Genomic DNA, 16648 nt, shown 5'->3' with positions numbered 1-16648 from the left:
CCTCCAGTCGGTTGCGGAGAGACGGAAGCACCGGTCAGCGCCGTTGCACCGGTCCGGTCACGGCTCGGTCAACCCCGGCTCGTGCGGTTTCTCCGGCTGCACCAGGTGCTTGAACGCCTGGAGGTTGGCCAATGACTCACCGCGCGAGACCCGCCAATCCCATTCGCGCTTGATCGACGTTGCGAACCCGATCTCCAGCAGGGTGTTGAAGTCGCCGTCGGCGGCCTCCAGCACCTGGCCGAGGATCTTGTCGAGTTCGACGGCGCTCACCGTCTCCCTGCCGAAGCGGCCGACCAGGTAGATGTCCCCGACGCTGTCCACTGTGTAGTGCACGCCGTAGAGCCGGGCGTTGCGCTGCAACAGGAACCGGTAGACCTCCGCGTGCCGCTCATCGGGTCGGCGGCATACGAACGCCTCCACGGAGAACGCGTGATCGCCGTCCACGAGCCAGCAGTTGGTCTGCAGTTTCTTGGTACCGGGCAAGGTCACGAAGTAGCGGCCGGCGCCGTGCCGGTCGTATTCCAGCCCGCCTTCGTCCAAAGTGGACTTGATGATCGCGTCAAGGCTCACACCGCCACCTCCGCCCGTCGTTGCAGGCCCTGGCGGAACGCCTTTGCCGCCTGAGCGTAGATGTCCAGCAGCGAATCCGTGGTGCGCTGCCAGGAAAACCGCCGTGCGTGCGGTACCGCGTTGGCCGCGAGCTCGGCCCGCCGGTCAGGGCGCAGCGCGACCGCACCGAGTGCGTCGGCCCAGTCCCCCGCGCCGTGCGAGGGCACGAGCAGACCGGACACCCCGTGCGGCACCGCGACCGGCAGTCCGCCGACCTCGGCCGCGACCACCGGCGTGCCGCACGCCTGCGCCTCCAGCGCGACCAGGCCGAACGACTCGTTGTAGCTCGGCACCGCGACCACGTCGGCCGCGCGGAACACCGTGCGCAGTTTCGCCCCTGGTTGCGGGGGCAGGAACCGGACCTGCTCGGCGATGCCCAGTGCCACGGCCAGCTCGCGCAGCGCCTGTGGCTGCTCCAGCCCGGTCCCGGACGGCCCGCCGACGACCAGCACCACCAGCCGGTCGGCCAGTTCCGGATGCCGGGCCAGCAGCTCCGCCGCGGCGTGCAGCAGCACGTCCGGCGCCTTGAGCGGCTGGATCCGCCCGGCGAAGGCGAGCACCACCGCGTCGGCGGCCAGCCGCAGCTCGCGCCGGGCCTCCTGCTTCGATCCCGGGGTGAACCGGGCGAGGTCGACGCCGGGGGGCACGGCGTGCACCGCCTCCGGGTCGGCGCCGTAGAGATCCACCAGCTGACGGGCCTCGACCTGGGTGTTCGCGACCAGGCAGTCCGCCTCCTCGACCACCTGCTCCTCACCCATCACGCGGGTGCGCGGCTCGGGTTTGTCCCCATCGGCCAGCAGTGAGTTCTTGACCTTGGCCAGGGTGTGCGCGGTGTGCACGAGCGGCACGCCCCAGCGGTCCCTGGCGAGCCAGCCGACCTGACCGGACAGCCAGTAGTGCGAGTGGATGAGGTCGTAGTAGCCGGGTTCGTGGAACGCCTCGGCCCGCAGCACCCCGGAGGTGAACGCGCACAGCTGCGCGGGCAGTTCGTCGCGGGCCAGCGGCTCGAACGGACCTGCCTGGACGTGCCGCACGGTGACCCCTGGCGACAGTTCGGCCGTCGGTGGCTGGTCCGAGGACGTCGCGCGGGTGAACACCTCGACCTCGACACCGCGGCGGGCCATCTCCTGCGCAGTCTGGCTGACGTACACGTTCATCCCGCCCGCGTCGCCGGTGCCCGGCTGTTCGAGCGGCGAGGTGTGCACGGACAGCACCGCGATCCGCCGCGGCTCGGCGCGGAAACCCTTCAGGGAACTACTCACCTGGTCTACTCCTGCTCGTCGGCGGTTTCCCCGGAGAACTGCCGCAGCAGGGAGTTGAACTCACCCGGCTCCTCGACGAACGGCAGATGCCCCGCGTCAACGAACCAACGCACGACCGCCCCCGGAATCTTCCCGGCGGAATATTCCGCGGCAGCCGGGGCGACCACGCGATCGGCCGTACCGTGCACGACCAGCACCGGCTTGTCCACCGCCTGGAGCACCTCGGCACTACCGATGTCGCGGCGGAACAGCGCACCGCGCACCGAAGGCGGCACCGCGAGCGAATGGCCGAGCATCGCCTGCGTGTAGCTGCCCGGCACGCGCGGACTCGCCTGCGCCCGCGCGAATTCGACCAGTGCCGGAACCGCGACCTCGGCTTCCTCGGACAGTGCGGCAGGCAGCGCGGCACGCATGACCGGACCGTTCTGCCCGCCCGCGCGCCCGCGCCCGATCTCGGTGATCGCGCCGACGAGCACGATCCCGGCCAGCCGTGCGGTTCCGTGCACCCGCAGGTAGTCGGCGATCACCAGTCCGCCGTAGGACCAGCCGACCACGATCGCGTCCGGACCGGCGAAGTCGAGCACCGCGGCCAGGTCGTCGGCCCACTGCCGCGGGTCGTCGTAGCCCGCCGCGGGAACGTCGGAGGCACCGTGTCCGCGCAGGTCCATCGCGACCAGCCGGAACCGGGCGGACAACGCCGGATCGGCCAGCTGCGCCGACCAGGCGTTCGAGGCCTGCGCCCAGCCGTGCACGAACACGATCGGACGGGAGTTCTGCGCACCCTCGACCCGCAGCGCGATGCGCACTCCGCCGGGTCCGGCGACTTCGGTGTTCACAGTGTCATTTCGTAGCAGACAATCACTTCACCGCGGACAGGGTCTGCCAGGTGGCCCAGTCGTAGAACCAGTCCTTGACGTCGGATCCGGTGGGGCTCTTCTGCTGGGCACCGGTGATCTCGACCGGGTCGCCGATCAGCGCCGAGTCGAAGAAGTCCTTGGCATCCGCCTCGAGCAGGTTCACGCAGCCGTGCGAGTTGTTCGTCTTGCCGATCGCGGCCGCGTTGTCCTGGTTCTCGTGGATGTACTCGCCGTGGTTGGAGATCCGGCAGGCCCACTTCTTGTTGACGTTGGTGTAGCCGTAGCGGGCGTTGTCGAACACCGCGTGCGGCTCCTTCGTCATCACGATGTAGGTGCCGTTGGGGGTGTTGCGCTCCACCTCCGCGTCGAGGCCGTTGGAGCACGGGTAGCTCTTGGCCTCGGACCCACCCCGGTAGACCTTCATCGTGTGGTCCGGCGTGTGCACCTTGACCACCTGGTTGCGGCCGATCTTGAACTTCGTGGTGACGTCGGCCTTGCCGTACGCGCCGTCACCGAGCTCGACGCCGTAGAGGTTCACCTCGACCTCCACGGTGCTGTTCTCCGGCCAGTACTCCTTCGGCCGCCAGTCCACCTGTGTCGCGGAAATCCAGCCCCACGCGCCCTCGACGTCGGAATCCGTCTTGACCTTCAGCGCCTTCTCGACCGCGACCCGGTCCTTCGGCACACCGCCGGTGAACTTCACGCTGATCGGCATCCCGACGCCGACCTCCGCGTCGTCGGCCGGGTTCAACGTGGCCCGCAGCTGCTTGGCGGGACTGACCGTGCCGAACGAGCCCTTCAGCTCGGCAGGCCGCTGGTCGGTGCCCAGCGCCTTGGCCGCGTAGGTGTAGGTCTTGCCGTAGCCGAGCGGCTCGGAACTGGTCCAGGACAGGCCGTCGCCGGACAGGTCGCCCTTGAGTTCGGCGCCGCTGGAACTGGTGACCTTGACCTCGGTCAGCTTGCCCTGCGCGACCTTCACCACGACCGGCTCACGCACGCCCGCGTCCTTGGCGTCCACTGCCGGGGTGGCGGTGATCTTCGCCACCGGCGCGACCGGTGTGCCCCCGTCCTCACCGCCGCCCTGCGGGACCGCGGTGCCGTCGGTACTGGTCGAACACGCGGCCGCGAGCGCAGCCGCTCCCGCGGCGAGCGCGGCCTTGAAAACCGTACGGCGCTCGAGCACCGTCCACCTCCCGTTGTCCCCCGCACCGCCCCGGTCCGTACCGGGCCTCCCTGCGATCAGCGCCGGTGAGCGCTTCGACGTTACCCGCAGCGGGCAAATTCCACTCCACCCGGAGAGACGTTTCACCCCGCGGCCCGGTTGCCGCCGGGCTTCAGAGCGCGCAGCCGATCAGCAACGGCTCAGGGCGCAACCGCACGCCGAAGCGGGCTTCGACGCCGTCGCGCACCTCCCTGGCCAGCGCGAGCAGGTCCGCGGTAGCCGCCCCGCCACGATTGGTGAGCGCGAGCGTGTGCTTGGCGGACAACGAGACCCGGCCGCCGGGACCGGGGTGACCCTTGCCGAAACCGGCTCGTTCGATGAGCCACGCGGCGGAGAGCTTCACTCCCCCGTCCGCGGGGTACTGCGGCGGCTCGCCGGCCGTCTCGGTGATCCGCGCCAGGGTGGCCTCGACGTCGGCCGCGGGGACGATCGGGTTGGTGAAGAACGAGCCTGCGCTCCACGTGTCGTGGTCGGCGGGGTCGAGCACCATGCCCTTGCCGCGGCGCAGTCCCAGCACCGCCGCGCGGGCCTGCGCGGCGGGGACCCTCGCGCCGATCTCGACACCCAGCGTGCGCGCCAGTTCGGCGTACCGCACCGGCGCGGACTCCCCGGACGGGTCGATCCGGAACCGCACGCTGAGCACCACGCCGCGTTCGGTGCCCTTGAGCACGCTGGTGCGGTAGGCGAAACCCAGCTCACCGGCAGGCACCGTGCGGATTTCCCGCGCGGTCCGGTCGTAGAGCTCGACCGAGACGATCGACTCGGCCACCTCGCAGCCGTACGCGCCGACGTTCTGGATCGGCGTGGCACCGACCGAACCGGGGATGCCGGAGAGGCATTCGAGGCCGCCGAGCCCGGCGTCGACCAGCTCGGTGACGAACGCGTCCCACTCCTGCCCCGCGGCCGCCTCGACCACGTCGCCGTCACGGGTCCATCCGGTGGACCCGATCCGCACGAGCGTGCCCGCGAATCCGTCGTCCGCCACGACCAGGTTCGACCCGCCACCCAGCAGCAGTACCGGCTCCCCGGCGTCATCCGCGGCCCGCACCGCGGCCACGACGGCTTCGCTGGTGTCCGCGGACACGAACCGGCGCGCGGGGCCGCCGAGGCGCAACGTGGTGTAGTCGGCGAGCCGCGGCTGCCCGGTGTCGGCGGTGGTGCCAGTGGCGGTGTCGGCGGTCTGGTCGGCGGCGTTCACGCTGCCCAACGGTACTGGCCCTCGACTCGGTCCCCGGCGCCGTCCGCCCGGTACTGTCACCGACCATGGGATCCCGGATCGAACACCGTGGCGAGTTCACCGGCGCACTCGCGGACGTTTTCACCGCGGTGTCCGGAGAACAGGCAGTGCAGGCGCGATTGGCCGCGCTCGGTGGCGACGAAGGCAAGCTCCTCTCCTACACCGCCGACGGCGACTCCGTGCACTTCGAACTACAGCACGGCATCAACGCCGCCCGGCTGCCGCAAGCAGTGCGCACCCTGCACAAGGGCGACATCATCGTCCGGCGAACGCAGACCTGGCAGCGCTCCGGCGAGAGCTACACCGGCCGCACCGACGTCGGCGTCAGCGGCGTACCGGGCGAAATCGGCGCACAGACCTCCCTCACCCAGGAGGGCGAGCAGACGGTCTTCCGCACGACCGGCGAGGTAGTGGTACGCATCCCACTGGTCGGCGGCCGCATCGAGGAATTCGTCGCACAACAGGTAACCAACCTCCTACGCCGCGAGGACGAGTTCACCGCACAGTGGCTGGCCGAACACCCCTGATCCCAGTGCCCGCAGCCAACCACCCCGCCCCACAACCACCACCCACCCCCAACCAGACACCCACAACTCCGGCAACGGCCTCCGACCAAGCACCTGCAACCCCAGCAACCACCGCCAGCCAGACGCGCCCAACTCCAGCAACCACCCCCGGCCAAGCACCTGCAACCCCAGCAACCACCCCCGGCCAGACACCTGCAACCCCAGCTACCACCCCCGGCCGAACAGTCCCGGGCGCGACACCGGACCAAGCTCGCCCGGCGCCCGCGGCCGATGTCGGCAAGCCAGACCCGGCGCCCGCGGCAAACACCACCGACCCGCGCCGCGACCCCGCAGCAGACCCGCACCACCCGCGCCGAACCCCGTCGGCAGACGAGCGCCATCCGCACCCGGCCGCCGCTCCGCGCTCCCTCCCTCCCGCTCCGCGCCCGATCCCTTCCGCTCCGCCCCCGATCTCCTCTGCTCCGCGCTCCATCCCTCCCGCTCCGCCCCCGATCTCTTCCGCTCCGCGCTCCATCCCCGCCGCTACTCCCCCGATCCCCTCCGCTTCGCGGCCGATCCCTTCCACGAAGGCCGGCCGGACCCGCTTCCCGCCGGCGAAAACCCGCCGGGCACGGGTACTTCCGGTCGGTGCGCCCACCCGGGGGACCACCAATCCCAACCGGCTGCGCCGGGTCGATCGCTGGCTCGTCGCCGATCCGGCCGTCACCCGGCTGTTGTGGCGGAGCGAAAGTCCCCTTGTCGTCGATCTCGGCTACGGTGCGTCACCGGTCACGACGGTCGAGCTCGCGCGGTGGCTGGGCCGGCTCAGGGACGACGTACGGGTGCTCGGCCTCGAACTCGACCCGGAACGCGTGGCGCTTGCGCGATCGGCTGCGGATCCGCCGCGGATCGACTTCCGCCGCGGTGGCTTCGAGCTGGCCGGTACCCGTCCGGTGCTGGTTCGCGCGTTCAACGTGCTCCGCCAGTACCCCGAGCACGAGGTCGCCGGCGCGTGGCAGCTGATGCTCGACGCGATGCCCGCCGACGGCCTGCTCGTGGAAGGCACCTGCGACGAGATCGGCAGGCTCGCCGCCTGGGTCACGGTCACCGCGGGCGGACCACGGTCACTCACCCTCTCCGTACGCCTGGCCGATCTCGACCGACCGTCCACAGTGGCGGAACGATTGCCGAAGATCCTTATCCACCGCAACGTTCCCGGCGAACGCATCCACGACCTCATGACCACTTTGGACGAATGCTGGGCAGCAGCCTCGCCGCATCGCGCGTTCGGCGCCAAAGCCCGCTGGGCGAACGCGGTGGCGCTGCTGGCCGAACGCGGATGGCCGGTCGGCCCGGCCGCCCGCCGCAGGCCGGGCGAGCTGACCGTGCCGTGGGCGAGCGTCGCGCCGAGCTGACCCCCACCTGTTCACCAGCCGCACCCCACTGGGTTATCTGCCAGTGACCTGGAGTGATCACGATGGATGGGTGGAGCTACTGGACCAGGTCACCGAACTGCTACGCGGCACGCTGGGCTCGCCCTGGCTGTGGGTGCTGGTGTTCGCCGTCGCCGGGCTGGACGCGCTGCTGCCGTTCATGCCGAGCGAGACGACCGTGGTGACCGTCGCCGTGCTGCTCGGACCCGATCCGGGCCGTCTCGCGCTGCTGGTACTGGCCGCGGCACTCGGCGCAGTGGCCGGGGACTGCCTGGGGTACGCGGTCGGCCGGGCCGCCGGACCGCGGGCGATCGCCCGTCTCCAGCGCGGACCGTCCGGACGCCGGCGTTACGAATGGGCCCGCACGCAGGTGCGCAAGCAGGCGCCGTTGCTGATCATCGCCGCCCGGTACCTGCCCGGCGGCCGCGTCGCGAGCGCGCTGGCCAACGGCAGCCTCGGCTACCCCCTCCGCCGATTCGTACCGCTCGACGCACTCGGCGCGACGCTGTGGGCGATCTACAGCGCATTGATCGGCCTCGCCGGTGGCACCGCGTTCGCCGACCGCCCCGGCTACGGCCTGCTGCTTTCGTTCGTCCTCGCACTGCTGCTTGTGGCACTCGTCGAATTCGGCAGACGGCTTCGCGCCCGGCGGCTACGGTCGGCGCATGGACACGCCATGGCTGCTGGAGGCGATCGACCTCCACGCCGACCGCCTGAAGACGGCGGCGCTGACGGCCGGACCACAGGCCAAGATCGTCACGTGTCCGAAGTGGACGACCAAGGACCTGATCGGCCACCTGAGCATGGTGCTCTCCTACACGGTAGCCACGATCACCGGCCACCGTCCTGAAAACACCACCGCAGCGGCGGACTGGGCGGACGCACTCGGCCGATGGGACGGCAGCCGCCTCGCCGCACGGGAGGCGCTGAACCGCCCCGCGAACCAGCCGATCCGCTCCCCGTTCCCGGCCGGCGGTGAAACCATCACCGTCGGCGACTGGACCCGGCGGCTGGCCCACGAGTTCGCGATCCACCGGCTCGACGCGGAAAGCGCACTGCCGACGCCCGTCGGCACCCGGTTCGCACCGGAGTTCGCCGAGGACGGCATCGATGAGCTTCTCGCGTTCCTCGGCCCCCGCAGCTGGCCGCAGACCGAGCGCGAGGGCGTCGTCGAGGTACGGGCCGGGGACCGGAGCTGGACCATCGTGCTGCGCGCCGGCGAGCGGCCGGCGCCGGGCGACGGCACGCCGGACGTGACCCTGATCGGCTCGGCCGACGAGGTCTACCGTGCGTTGTGGGGTCGCCCGCACGCAGCCGAGACAACCGGCGACACTCCGCTCCTCGCGCCCCTCGCGGCGCCCTGACCAGTACCCAAAGGAGATCGAACGTGTCCGCCCCGCAGCGTTATGTGCTCACCTTCGGCTGCCCCGACCGCACCGGCATCATCGCGCGCATCTCCGGCTTCCTCGCCGACCACGGCGGGATGATCGTCGAGGCGGCGTACCACACCGACCCCGACTCGAGCTGGTTCTTCACGCGTCAGGTGGTGCTGGCCGAATCGCTGCCGTTCGACGTCGCGGGTCTGCACGACCGGTTCGGCGTGGTGGCACGGGAACTGTCCGCGGAGTCGAGCTGGCAGGTGTTCGACACCGGCGAGCGCCCGCGGGCCGTGGTGCTCGTGTCGAAGGCGGGGCACTGCCTGTACGACCTGCTCGGCCGGGTCGCCTCCGGTGAGCTGGACGTGGACATCGCCGCGGTGATCAGCAACCACGAGGCACTCGCGGACATCACCCGCGCGCACGGGATTCCGTTCCACCACGTGCCGTTCCCCGCGGGCGACGCCGATGGCAAGGCGGCCGCGTTCGCCGAGGTCCGCAAGCTGGTCGACGAGCACGACCCGCACGCGATCGTGCTGGCGCGCTTCATGCAGGTGCTGCCTGCCGAGCTGTGCGAGGCGTGGGCCGGGCGCGCACTGAACATCCACCACAGCTTCCTGCCCTCGTTCATCGGCGCGAAGCCGTACCACCAGGCACATGTTCGTGGCGTCAAGATCGTCGGCGCGACCTGCCACTACGTGACCGCGGACCTGGACGCCGGGCCGATCGTGGAACAGGACGTGATCCGCGTCGACCACGGCGATTCGGTGGACGACCTGGTCCGCAAGGGCCGTGACATCGAGAAGGTCACGCTCGCCCGCGGTCTGCGCTGGCACCTGGAAGGCCGGGTTCTGGTGCACGGCAACCGCACGGTGGTCTTCTGAGACACGCGACGGTGCCCGCCGAGCCGAACCCGGCGGGCACCGTCGCGAACTTATCTACTCGGACTGCCTCAGGCGCCGATCGTCGAAGCGTCGATCACGAAGCGGTAGCGCACGTCGCTGTTCTCCACCCGCTCGTACGCCGCGTTGACCTGGTCCGCGGTGATCTTCTCGATCTCCGCGCCCACGCCGTGCTCGGCGCAGAAGTCCAGCATCTCCTGCGTCTGCGCGATACCACCGATCATCGAACCGGCCAGTACCTTGTTGCCGCCGAGCAGCGAGAAGGCGTTGTACTCCAACGGCTCCCCTGGCGCACCGACGTTCACCATCGCACCACGGACGCGCAGCATGCCGAGGTAGGCGCTGATCGGCAGCTTCGCGGACACGGTGTTGAGGATGAGGTCGAACCGGCCGGCCAGTGCCTCGAAGGTCGACTCGTCGCTGGTCGCGTAGTAGTCCTTCGCGCCGAGCTTGAACCCGTCCTCCTGCTTCTTCAGGCTCTGGCTGAGCACCGTGACCTCGGCACCCATGGCGACCGCGAGCTTCACCGCCATGTGCCCGAGCCCGCCCAGGCCGACCACCGCGACCTTCTTACCCGGTCCGGCACCCCACTGGCGCAGCGGCGAGTAGGTGGTGATGCCCGCGCACAGCAACGGCGCGGCGACGTCCAGTTCGATGCCCTCCGGGATCCGGCACACGAAGGCGTCCTTGACCACCACCTGGCGGCTGTATCCGCCGTAGGTGTTCTCGCCGTCGAAGCCGACGCCGTTGTAGGTCTGTACGTTGCCCTTGACGCAGAACTGCTCGGTACCCGCGCGGCAGTATTCGCACTCACCACACGAGTCGACCATGCAACCGACGCCGACCCGGTCGCCGACCTGGTACTTCGTCACGCCGGAGCCCACCGCGGCGACCGTCCCGGCGATCTCGTGTCCCGGCACCATCGGGAAGATCGCGGTTCCCCAGTCCTGCTTGACCTGGTGGATGTCGCTGTGGCAGATGCCGGCGAAGGCAATGTCGATGAGCACGTCGTCCGGCCGCAGGTCACGGCGCTCGATGGTCGTGGGGGCAAGCTCGGCGCCCGGAGCCGCGGCGGCAATGGCAGACGTGGTCGTGGTCATGAAACCCTCCTCGAGAGTCCCGAAAAATCGGGGACCGGTATTGATGTAAGAGACCCCTTACATGCTCTAGAGTAAGAGGGGTCTTACATCTTCGCCAGCCAGATCGGGTGTGATCTACCGCATGCCAGGCAATTACCACCACCGCGACCTGCGAGCCGAGCTCGTGCGCGTCGCGCTGGAGCTGATCGCCGAATCCGGGATGTCCGCGTTCTCGGTCGCCGAGGTCGCACGCCGGGCGAAGGTGTCGACCGCCGCGCCCTATCGGCATTTCCCTGACCGCACTGCACTGCTCGCCACCGCGGTCACCACGGCGGCGGAACGGCTGCGGGGACTCGTCGAATCCGCGGCCGCGGCCGAAACCGATCCCGTGGAACAGCTCGCGGTGACCGTCGCGATGCACACCCGGTTCCTGATCGACACCCGAATCGGGACGCAGGTCATCTTCACCGCCGACCTCGGCGACCCGAAATACACCGAGCTGCACGAGGCCCGTCGCGCATTGATCGACGCGGTGCTGACGCGCTGTTCCGCCGTCACCGCGGACATGGCGACCGCACTGGAACTGCTGGAACAGCTCAACACCCAGGCCTTCGGCTACGGCGAGTTCTTCCTCAACGGCGTCTACCAGCGCACCGGGTACCCCGCCGAACAGGTCGTCGCCAAATCGCGCCGCGCCGCGCGGATCGTGATCGAGGCCTACCGGCGCGGTGACCCGTCGACTGCACCGGCTCCGTCGTGGTGAGATCACCGGGAACCCAGCGCCGGGAGGACACATGCTGTGCGTGGTCGACGTCAACGAGACCCTGCTGGATCTGACCGCGCTCGATCCGCTCTTCACCGCACTCACCGGTACACCGGCCGCACGCCGGGAGTGGTTCGCGCTCGCCATCCACACCGTGCTCACGGTGACCGCAGCCGGTGGTTACCGGGATTTCGGCGAGATCACCGGACTGGCCGCGGCGGAGATCTGTGCGCAGCACGGCCACGAACTGACGCCGGGTGAGCTCGCCGGGATCCGCGAGGGGCTGCGGTCGGCCCCCGCGCAGCCGGACGCGGCGGAAGGTCTGGACCTGCTGCGCACGGCAGGCCATCAGGTCGTGGCACTCACCAACTCGCCGCTGGCGACCGGGGAAGCGCAACTGCAGAACGCCGGACTCGCCACGAAACTGGACCGGATCTTCTCGGCACAGCAGGTGAGCAGGCTCAAGCCGGCACCGGAACCGTACCAGCAGGTATTGCGGGCCTTCGCCACCGAACCGGACCGAGCGGTGATGATCGCCGCGCACGGCTGGGACATCGCGGGTGCCCAAGCAGCCGGGCTGCACACCGCGTTGCTCGCCCGGCCCGGCGTACGGCCGCTGCCGGGCACGTCCGCCGCCACCTACACCGCGGCGGACCTGCCCGCGCTGGCCCGCGCGATCGGTGCAAGTTAGAGCCGCACCAGCATCTTGCCGGTGTTGGTGCCGCGGAGCAGGCCGAGGAAGGCCTCCGGCGCGTTGCGGATGCCGTCGACGAACGTTTCCGAGTACTTGATCTCGCCGGACGCGACGAGCGGGGCCACCTCGGACACGAACTGCTCACGCAATCCGAAGTGGTCGAGCACCAGCATGCCGCGCATGGTGATCCGCTTCGCGATGAGCTGCGCGAGGTTGCGCGGCGCCGGGTTCGGCTCGGTGGCGTTGTACTGCGAAATCATGCCGCACACGGTGATCCGGCCGTGCAGGTTCATCGACGCGATGGCCGCCTCGAGGTGCTCGCCCCCGACGTTGTCGAAGTACACCTCGATGCCCTCCGCAGCGGCGGCGGCCAGCTGCTCGGCGACCGGACCGTCCTTGTAGTTGAAGGCCGCGTCGAATCCGAGATCCTCGGTCAGGTGGCGCACCTTCTCGGCCGAACCGGCACTGCCGAGCACTCGCTTGGCACCCTTGAGCCGGGCCAGCTGGCCCACCAGTGAGCCGACCGCACCGGCCGCGCCGGAAACGAACACCGTGTCGCCCGGCTTGAACTCCGCACTCACCAGCAGACCCGCGTACGCGGTCAGTCCCGGCATGCCGAGCACGCCGAGGTAGGTCGACAACGGCGCAACGGAACCGTCCACTTTGGCCGCCTGCTTCGCGTCGACCACCGCGTGTGTACGCCAGCCGCGCTGGTGCAGCACGTGATCGCCTGCCGCGAAGCCGTCCACAGTGGATTCGAGAACCTCGCCGACCGCGCCGCCGTACATCGCCTCGCCCACCACAAAAGGCGGGGCGTAGGACTTCACGTCGTTCATCCGGCCGCGCATCGCCGGATCCACGCTCATCACGACGTTGCGCACCAGCAGCTGCCCGGGACCGGGAGCGGGCACCTCGGTGTCGACGATGTCGAAGTTGTCCTGCGTCGGTACCCCGTGCGGCCGGGCGGCGAGCCGGACTTCGGTCGCCTTGGTCGGTGCGTTCACTCCACGACTCCGTTCCTGAGGCTGGAATTCAAACCGGAGCATCCGCCCCGTATACCCGGCCAACCGCGGAACCCGTGGCGAGCATTCCGCCCGCCCCGGACGGTGTGGCAGGCGCTACACGATCTCCGCGAGCTTGCCGAGCACCCCGTCGTAGATCCGCTTCAGGCCGGCCGGTGCGAACGTCTTTTCGAAGAAGCCGCCGATGCCGCCCGCACCGTCCCAGCTGGTCTCGATGCGCACGAGGGAACCGGCGCCTGCCTCGGTGACGGTCCAGGTGGTGACCATGCTGGAGTTCGCGTCGGTCTCCACGAGGGTGCCGGGTGCCGGCTCGGTCACCGTGGCCGCGACGTCGCGCACCCGCTTCGAGGTGGCCTGCAGCTTCCAGCCCGCCTTCGTGCCCGCTCCGACGCCGCCCTCGGTGACCTCGTAGTCGCGGTAGTGCTCGGTGAGCAGCTTCGGCCGGGTCTCGGAGTAGTCGGCGACCAGCTCACGCACCCGATCCACCGGGGCGTCGATCGTGCGCTCCGCGGTGGCCGTGACCTTTCCCATCTCGTCCCTCTGCTCTCGTCGTTTTCCGCCGGCCCCACCTTCGCACACGCACGCACGAACGGGCCGCCCGGTGCAACCCCGGACGGCCCGCTGCGCCGCACGGCCGATTCAGCCGAGGCCCTGCTGGGACAGCCAGTCCTTGGCCACGTCGGCGGCAGGTTCGCCGTCGGAGTCCACCCGGGCGTTGAGCTCCCGCATACCGTCCGTGGTCAGCTTCGCGCTGACCGCGTTGACTGCGTTCGCGAAGTCCGGGCCACGCTCGTCGAGCACCTTCTTGTTCACCGCGGGCACCACGTTCTCGGTGGGCACGATCGCGAGATCGTCCTTGAGCGCCACGTACTTCGGGTCACCGACCAGCGGGCTGACCGAGTCGACCGGGATCACCGTGACCGCGCCGGAGTCGAGCTGCTGCACGCGCGGGCCCGCCTCCTGCACGGTCTGGAACGTGGCGTTGGCGAGCTGGTACACGTCCTTGAAACCTTGGAAGCACGGCAAGCGCTTCTCGCACTCCGGCGGACCGGCGAGGACGACCTTGTCGAGCTTCTTCAGGTCGCTGATCGAGCTGAGGCCCTTCTCCTTGGCGAGATCGGCCTTCACCAGGTAGGTGTTCTTGTTCTCGGCGGGCGCGTAGTTCAGCAGTCCGATGCCATCGGGTTCGAACAGCTTGGCCAGCTGGTCGTGTTCGCCCTTGGCGTCCTTGACGGTGTCCTTGCCGAAGCCGGTGGTGATCGCCGCGCCCTGGTACTCGGGAACGAACTGCAGCTCACCCGATTTCAGCGACGGGTAGATCAGCTCCCGCGAGCCGAGGTTGAGCTTGCGGGTGATCGGGTAGCCCTTGGCTTCCAGCGCACCCGCGTAGACCTCCGCCAGGATCTGGCTGTCGGTGAAGTTGAACGAGGCGACCACGATCGGCGCACCGCCCTTGCTCGGCGCGGCGGGCTGGTCACTGCCTCCGCCGCCGCACGCGGTCAGCCCGAGAGCGGCCACCGCCACCAGCGCGGCCACTCTGATGCTCTGGGTCCAGCGCACGTGTCCCCACACTCCTCATTCCACGAACAGAGGAGCCGACCCTAACCGTGAGCCACGACAGAAACCACTTGCTGAGAATCACCGTCACCAGATCTCAACCACCGGAAGCACCCCCACCGATCGGGGTAGCCTCGTCCGGTGCACGCGTCTTCGGTGACCCCGCTGCTCGCGGAGAGCAACCGGCCGATCTTCGAGTGGCGGTGGGTCGAGCGCAACTCCGACGCCATCGCCGAGCGGCTCGGTGAGCACGTCGCGCTGACCGCCACCGCGCTCGGCGCCGGACTGGTGGTGTCGCTGGCGCTGGCCACGCTCTGCCTGCGGTTCCGCTGGTTCTACCCGCTCGTGCTCGGCACCGCCGGTGCGCTGTACGTGATCCCGAGCCTGGGTGCGTTCGCGCTGCTGGTCCCGTTCTTCGGGTTGTCCTTCACCACGGCGGTCATCCCGTTGGGGACTTACACGCTGCTGATCCTGATCCGCAACATCGTCACCGGCGTACAGCAGGTCCCGATCGAGGTGCGCGAGGCCGCGATCGGAATGGGCTTCACCCCGCGGCGGTTGCTGTGGCAGGTGGAGCTGCCGCTCGCGCTGCCGGTGGTGATCGCCGGTCTCCGGGTGGCCGCGGTGACCACGATCGGACTGGTCACCGTCACGTCGTTGCTCGGCATGGGCGGTCTCGGTTACTTCATCCGCGCGGGCATCCAGACCACGACGCCGAACCCGAGCCCGATCATCGTCGGCATCGTGCTGTCGGTGCTGCTGGCGGTGGTCGTCGACCTGCTGCTGTGGCTGGGCGAACGGGCGCTGGCTCCGTGGGCGCGAAAGGTGCGGGCCCGATGAACGTCTTCACGCAACTGGGCCAGTGGCTGGCCGAGGCGAACCGCTGGAGCTGGAGCGACCCGGCGGGCATCCCGTACCGGATCCTGCAGCATCTGGGGTTCTCGGCGTTGTCGCTGGTGCTCGCCGGGCTGCTGACGGTGCCGCTGGCGTTGTGGCTCGCGCACTACCGCCGGGGCGCGTTCCTGGCGAGCAGCGCGGTGAACATCGGGCGCGCGATCCCGAGTTTCGGCTTGATCATCCTGTTCTGGTTCCTGGCCAGCCGATGGGGCGCGGACACGGACTTCTGGCCGCTGCTGCTCGCGCTCGTCGCACTGGCGCTGCCACCGCTGTTCACCAACACCTACGCCGGCGTGGTGCAGCTGGACCAGGAGGCGGTGGACGCCGCCCGCGGCACCGGCTACCGCGAATGGCAGATCATGCTGCGCCTGGAACTCCCGCTGGCCTCCCCGGTGATCGTGGCAGGCGCCCGAGTGGCATTCCTGCAACTGGTGGCAACGGTCGCAATAGGCGCCATCGTCAACGACGGCGGCGGCCTCGGCCGCTACATCGTCGACGGCTTCGCAGAAGGCGCCCAAGGCTACGGCGAAATCTTCGGCGGCGGCATCGCAGTCGTAGTACTGGCCCTGCTGTGCGAAGGCCTGTTCTCACTCCTGACGAAACTGGCCACCCCGAAGGGCCTGGCCCTGCAACAAGCCCGCCGCTCTTCGTAACCAGCCCCCCACCCCGCGCGGATTCGGCCAACTCCCCCGGCTTGGTGCCGCCACTCCACCCAGCCGGCCGCAGCCACTCCACCCGGCTGGCCGTCCGCGCCGGCAGTTTCGGCCACGGCTGGCTGCCGCCACTCCACCCGGCCGGCCTCGACCACCCACCCGGCTGCCGCGACCACTCCACCCGAGTGGCCTCCTTACCTCTGCTGGGTCGGCCGCAGCCACTCCGCCCGGCTGGCCGTCCGCGCCGGCAGTTTCGGCCACTCCCCGGCTGGCTGCCGCGACCACTCCACCCGAGCGGCCACCGCACTGTCCCATCACGACATCGTCCGACCGCGGCACCGTCCTACCGGCCCGACGATTCAGCCATCCGAACCGACTACCTCCGCCGCCGCGCTCCCAGGGCCGCCCAACCGCCCCGCCCCACCTCGGCCGCACTGCGTTATCCACCACCGCGTTATCCACCACCGCGTTATCCACCACCGCGTTATCCACCACCGCGTTATCCACCACCGCGTTATCCACCACCGCGTTATCCACCACCGCGTTATCCACCACCGCGTTATCCACCACCGCGTTATC

At 69.8% G+C, this 16648-nt stretch carries 18 protein-coding genes; 9 read left to right on the top strand and 9 right to left on the bottom strand.

Annotation, left to right across the window (positions count from 1 at the left end):
• Positions 1–57 precede the first annotated feature (57 nt).
• From ABD793_RS20085 to ABD793_RS20065, 5 genes are all read right to left on the bottom strand, one after another.
• On the bottom strand, positions 58–570 hold the full coding sequence (locus ABD793_RS20085) for a type III secretion system chaperone family protein (RefSeq protein ID WP_344862120.1): 513 nt from the start codon (positions 568–570) through the stop codon (positions 58–60).
• Positions 567–1871: a D-inositol-3-phosphate glycosyltransferase gene (gene mshA / locus ABD793_RS20080; protein ID WP_344862118.1), complete on the bottom strand. Its 1305-nt coding sequence runs from the start codon at positions 1869–1871 to the stop codon at positions 567–569. Before mshA ends, ABD793_RS20085 begins: the two co-directional genes overlap by 4 nt.
• Positions 1872–1876: 5 nt before the next feature.
• A complete protein-coding gene (locus ABD793_RS20075; protein ID WP_344862116.1) occupies positions 1877–2707 on the bottom strand; it encodes an alpha/beta fold hydrolase in 831 nt (276 codons plus the stop codon).
• A gap of 22 nt (positions 2708–2729) precedes the next feature.
• The gene (locus ABD793_RS20070; RefSeq protein WP_344862114.1) at positions 2730–3911 is read right to left on the bottom strand and encodes a L,D-transpeptidase; all 1182 of its coding nucleotides are present in this window, start codon (positions 3909–3911) and stop codon (positions 2730–2732) included.
• A 151-nt stretch (positions 3912–4062) separates the two neighbouring features.
• A complete protein-coding gene (locus tag ABD793_RS20065) occupies positions 4063–5148 on the bottom strand; it encodes a UDP-N-acetylmuramate dehydrogenase (RefSeq protein WP_344862112.1) in 1086 nt (361 codons plus the stop codon).
• A 65-nt stretch (positions 5149–5213) separates the two neighbouring features.
• Between ABD793_RS20065 and ABD793_RS20060 the strand changes: the two genes are divergently transcribed.
• The 5 genes from ABD793_RS20060 (at position 5214) to purU (ending at position 9386) form a co-directional block, all read left to right on the top strand.
• Positions 5214–5714 carry a DUF2505 domain-containing protein gene (locus ABD793_RS20060; protein ID WP_344862110.1) on the top strand — a complete coding sequence of 167 codons (501 nt, stop codon included), beginning with the start codon at positions 5214–5216 and terminating at the stop codon, positions 5712–5714.
• A 662-nt stretch (positions 5715–6376) separates the two neighbouring features.
• Positions 6377–7108 (top strand): class I SAM-dependent methyltransferase, encoded by a 732-nt coding sequence (locus tag ABD793_RS20055; protein ID WP_344862488.1) that lies wholly within the window; start codon positions 6377–6379, stop codon positions 7106–7108.
• Positions 7109–7178: 70 nt separating this feature from the next.
• Positions 7179–7976 carry a DedA family protein gene (locus ABD793_RS20050; protein WP_344862108.1) on the top strand — a complete coding sequence of 266 codons (798 nt, stop codon included), beginning with the start codon at positions 7179–7181 and terminating at the stop codon, positions 7974–7976.
• Positions 7879–8490: a maleylpyruvate isomerase family mycothiol-dependent enzyme gene (locus ABD793_RS20045; RefSeq protein WP_344862486.1), complete on the top strand. Its 612-nt coding sequence runs from the start codon at positions 7879–7881 to the stop codon at positions 8488–8490. The genes ABD793_RS20050 and ABD793_RS20045 overlap by 98 nt, the downstream gene beginning before the upstream one ends.
• Before the next feature lie 23 nt (positions 8491–8513).
• Positions 8514–9386, top strand: coding sequence for a formyltetrahydrofolate deformylase (gene purU, locus ABD793_RS20040; protein WP_344862106.1), 873 nt, complete (start codon positions 8514–8516; stop codon positions 9384–9386).
• A 68-nt stretch (positions 9387–9454) separates the two neighbouring features.
• Here purU and ABD793_RS20035 read toward each other — a convergent pair whose 3' ends face one another.
• Positions 9455–10504 carry an NAD(P)-dependent alcohol dehydrogenase gene (locus tag ABD793_RS20035; RefSeq protein ID WP_344862104.1) on the bottom strand — a complete coding sequence of 350 codons (1050 nt, stop codon included), beginning with the start codon at positions 10502–10504 and terminating at the stop codon, positions 9455–9457.
• Between the two features lie 121 nt (positions 10505–10625).
• Between ABD793_RS20035 and ABD793_RS20030 the strand changes: the two genes are divergently transcribed.
• Positions 10626–11246 (top strand): TetR/AcrR family transcriptional regulator, encoded by a 621-nt coding sequence (locus ABD793_RS20030; RefSeq protein ID WP_344862102.1) that lies wholly within the window; start codon positions 10626–10628, stop codon positions 11244–11246.
• Between the two features lie 31 nt (positions 11247–11277).
• A complete protein-coding gene (locus ABD793_RS20025) occupies positions 11278–11937 on the top strand; it encodes a haloacid dehalogenase type II (RefSeq protein WP_344862100.1) in 660 nt (219 codons plus the stop codon).
• On the opposite strand, the gene ABD793_RS20020 is transcribed toward ABD793_RS20025, so the two are convergent.
• From ABD793_RS20020 to ABD793_RS20010, 3 genes are all read right to left on the bottom strand, one after another.
• Positions 11934–12944 (bottom strand): NADP-dependent oxidoreductase, encoded by a 1011-nt coding sequence (locus tag ABD793_RS20020; RefSeq protein ID WP_344862098.1) that lies wholly within the window; start codon positions 12942–12944, stop codon positions 11934–11936. The two genes, ABD793_RS20025 and ABD793_RS20020, sit on opposite strands and share 4 nt — an antisense overlap.
• Before the next feature lie 114 nt (positions 12945–13058).
• Positions 13059–13493, bottom strand: a complete 435-nt coding sequence (locus tag ABD793_RS20015; protein ID WP_344862096.1) for an SRPBCC family protein — start codon at positions 13491–13493, stop codon at positions 13059–13061.
• 108 nt (positions 13494–13601) lie between these two features.
• The gene (locus ABD793_RS20010; RefSeq protein ID WP_344862094.1) at positions 13602–14522 is read right to left on the bottom strand and encodes an ABC transporter substrate-binding protein; all 921 of its coding nucleotides are present in this window, start codon (positions 14520–14522) and stop codon (positions 13602–13604) included.
• A 138-nt stretch (positions 14523–14660) separates the two neighbouring features.
• On the opposite strand from ABD793_RS20010, the gene ABD793_RS20005 reads away from it, so the two are divergent.
• Both ABD793_RS20005 and ABD793_RS20000 read left to right on the top strand, forming a co-directional pair.
• Complete coding sequence (locus ABD793_RS20005; RefSeq protein WP_344862092.1) at positions 14661–15359, top strand: ABC transporter permease; 699 nt, start codon at positions 14661–14663, stop codon at positions 15357–15359.
• Positions 15356–16069: an ABC transporter permease gene (locus tag ABD793_RS20000; protein ID WP_344862090.1), complete on the top strand. Its 714-nt coding sequence runs from the start codon at positions 15356–15358 to the stop codon at positions 16067–16069. Before ABD793_RS20005 ends, ABD793_RS20000 begins: the two co-directional genes overlap by 4 nt.
• Positions 16070–16648 lie beyond the last annotated feature (579 nt).

It is taken from the genome of Amycolatopsis ultiminotia, assembly GCF_039536925.1.
GTDB classification, from domain to species: domain Bacteria; phylum Actinomycetota; class Actinomycetes; order Mycobacteriales; family Pseudonocardiaceae; genus Amycolatopsis; species Amycolatopsis ultiminotia.
The sequence above is the reverse complement of the archived record's forward strand: the minus strand, read 5'-3'. Positions and strand labels throughout refer to the sequence as shown.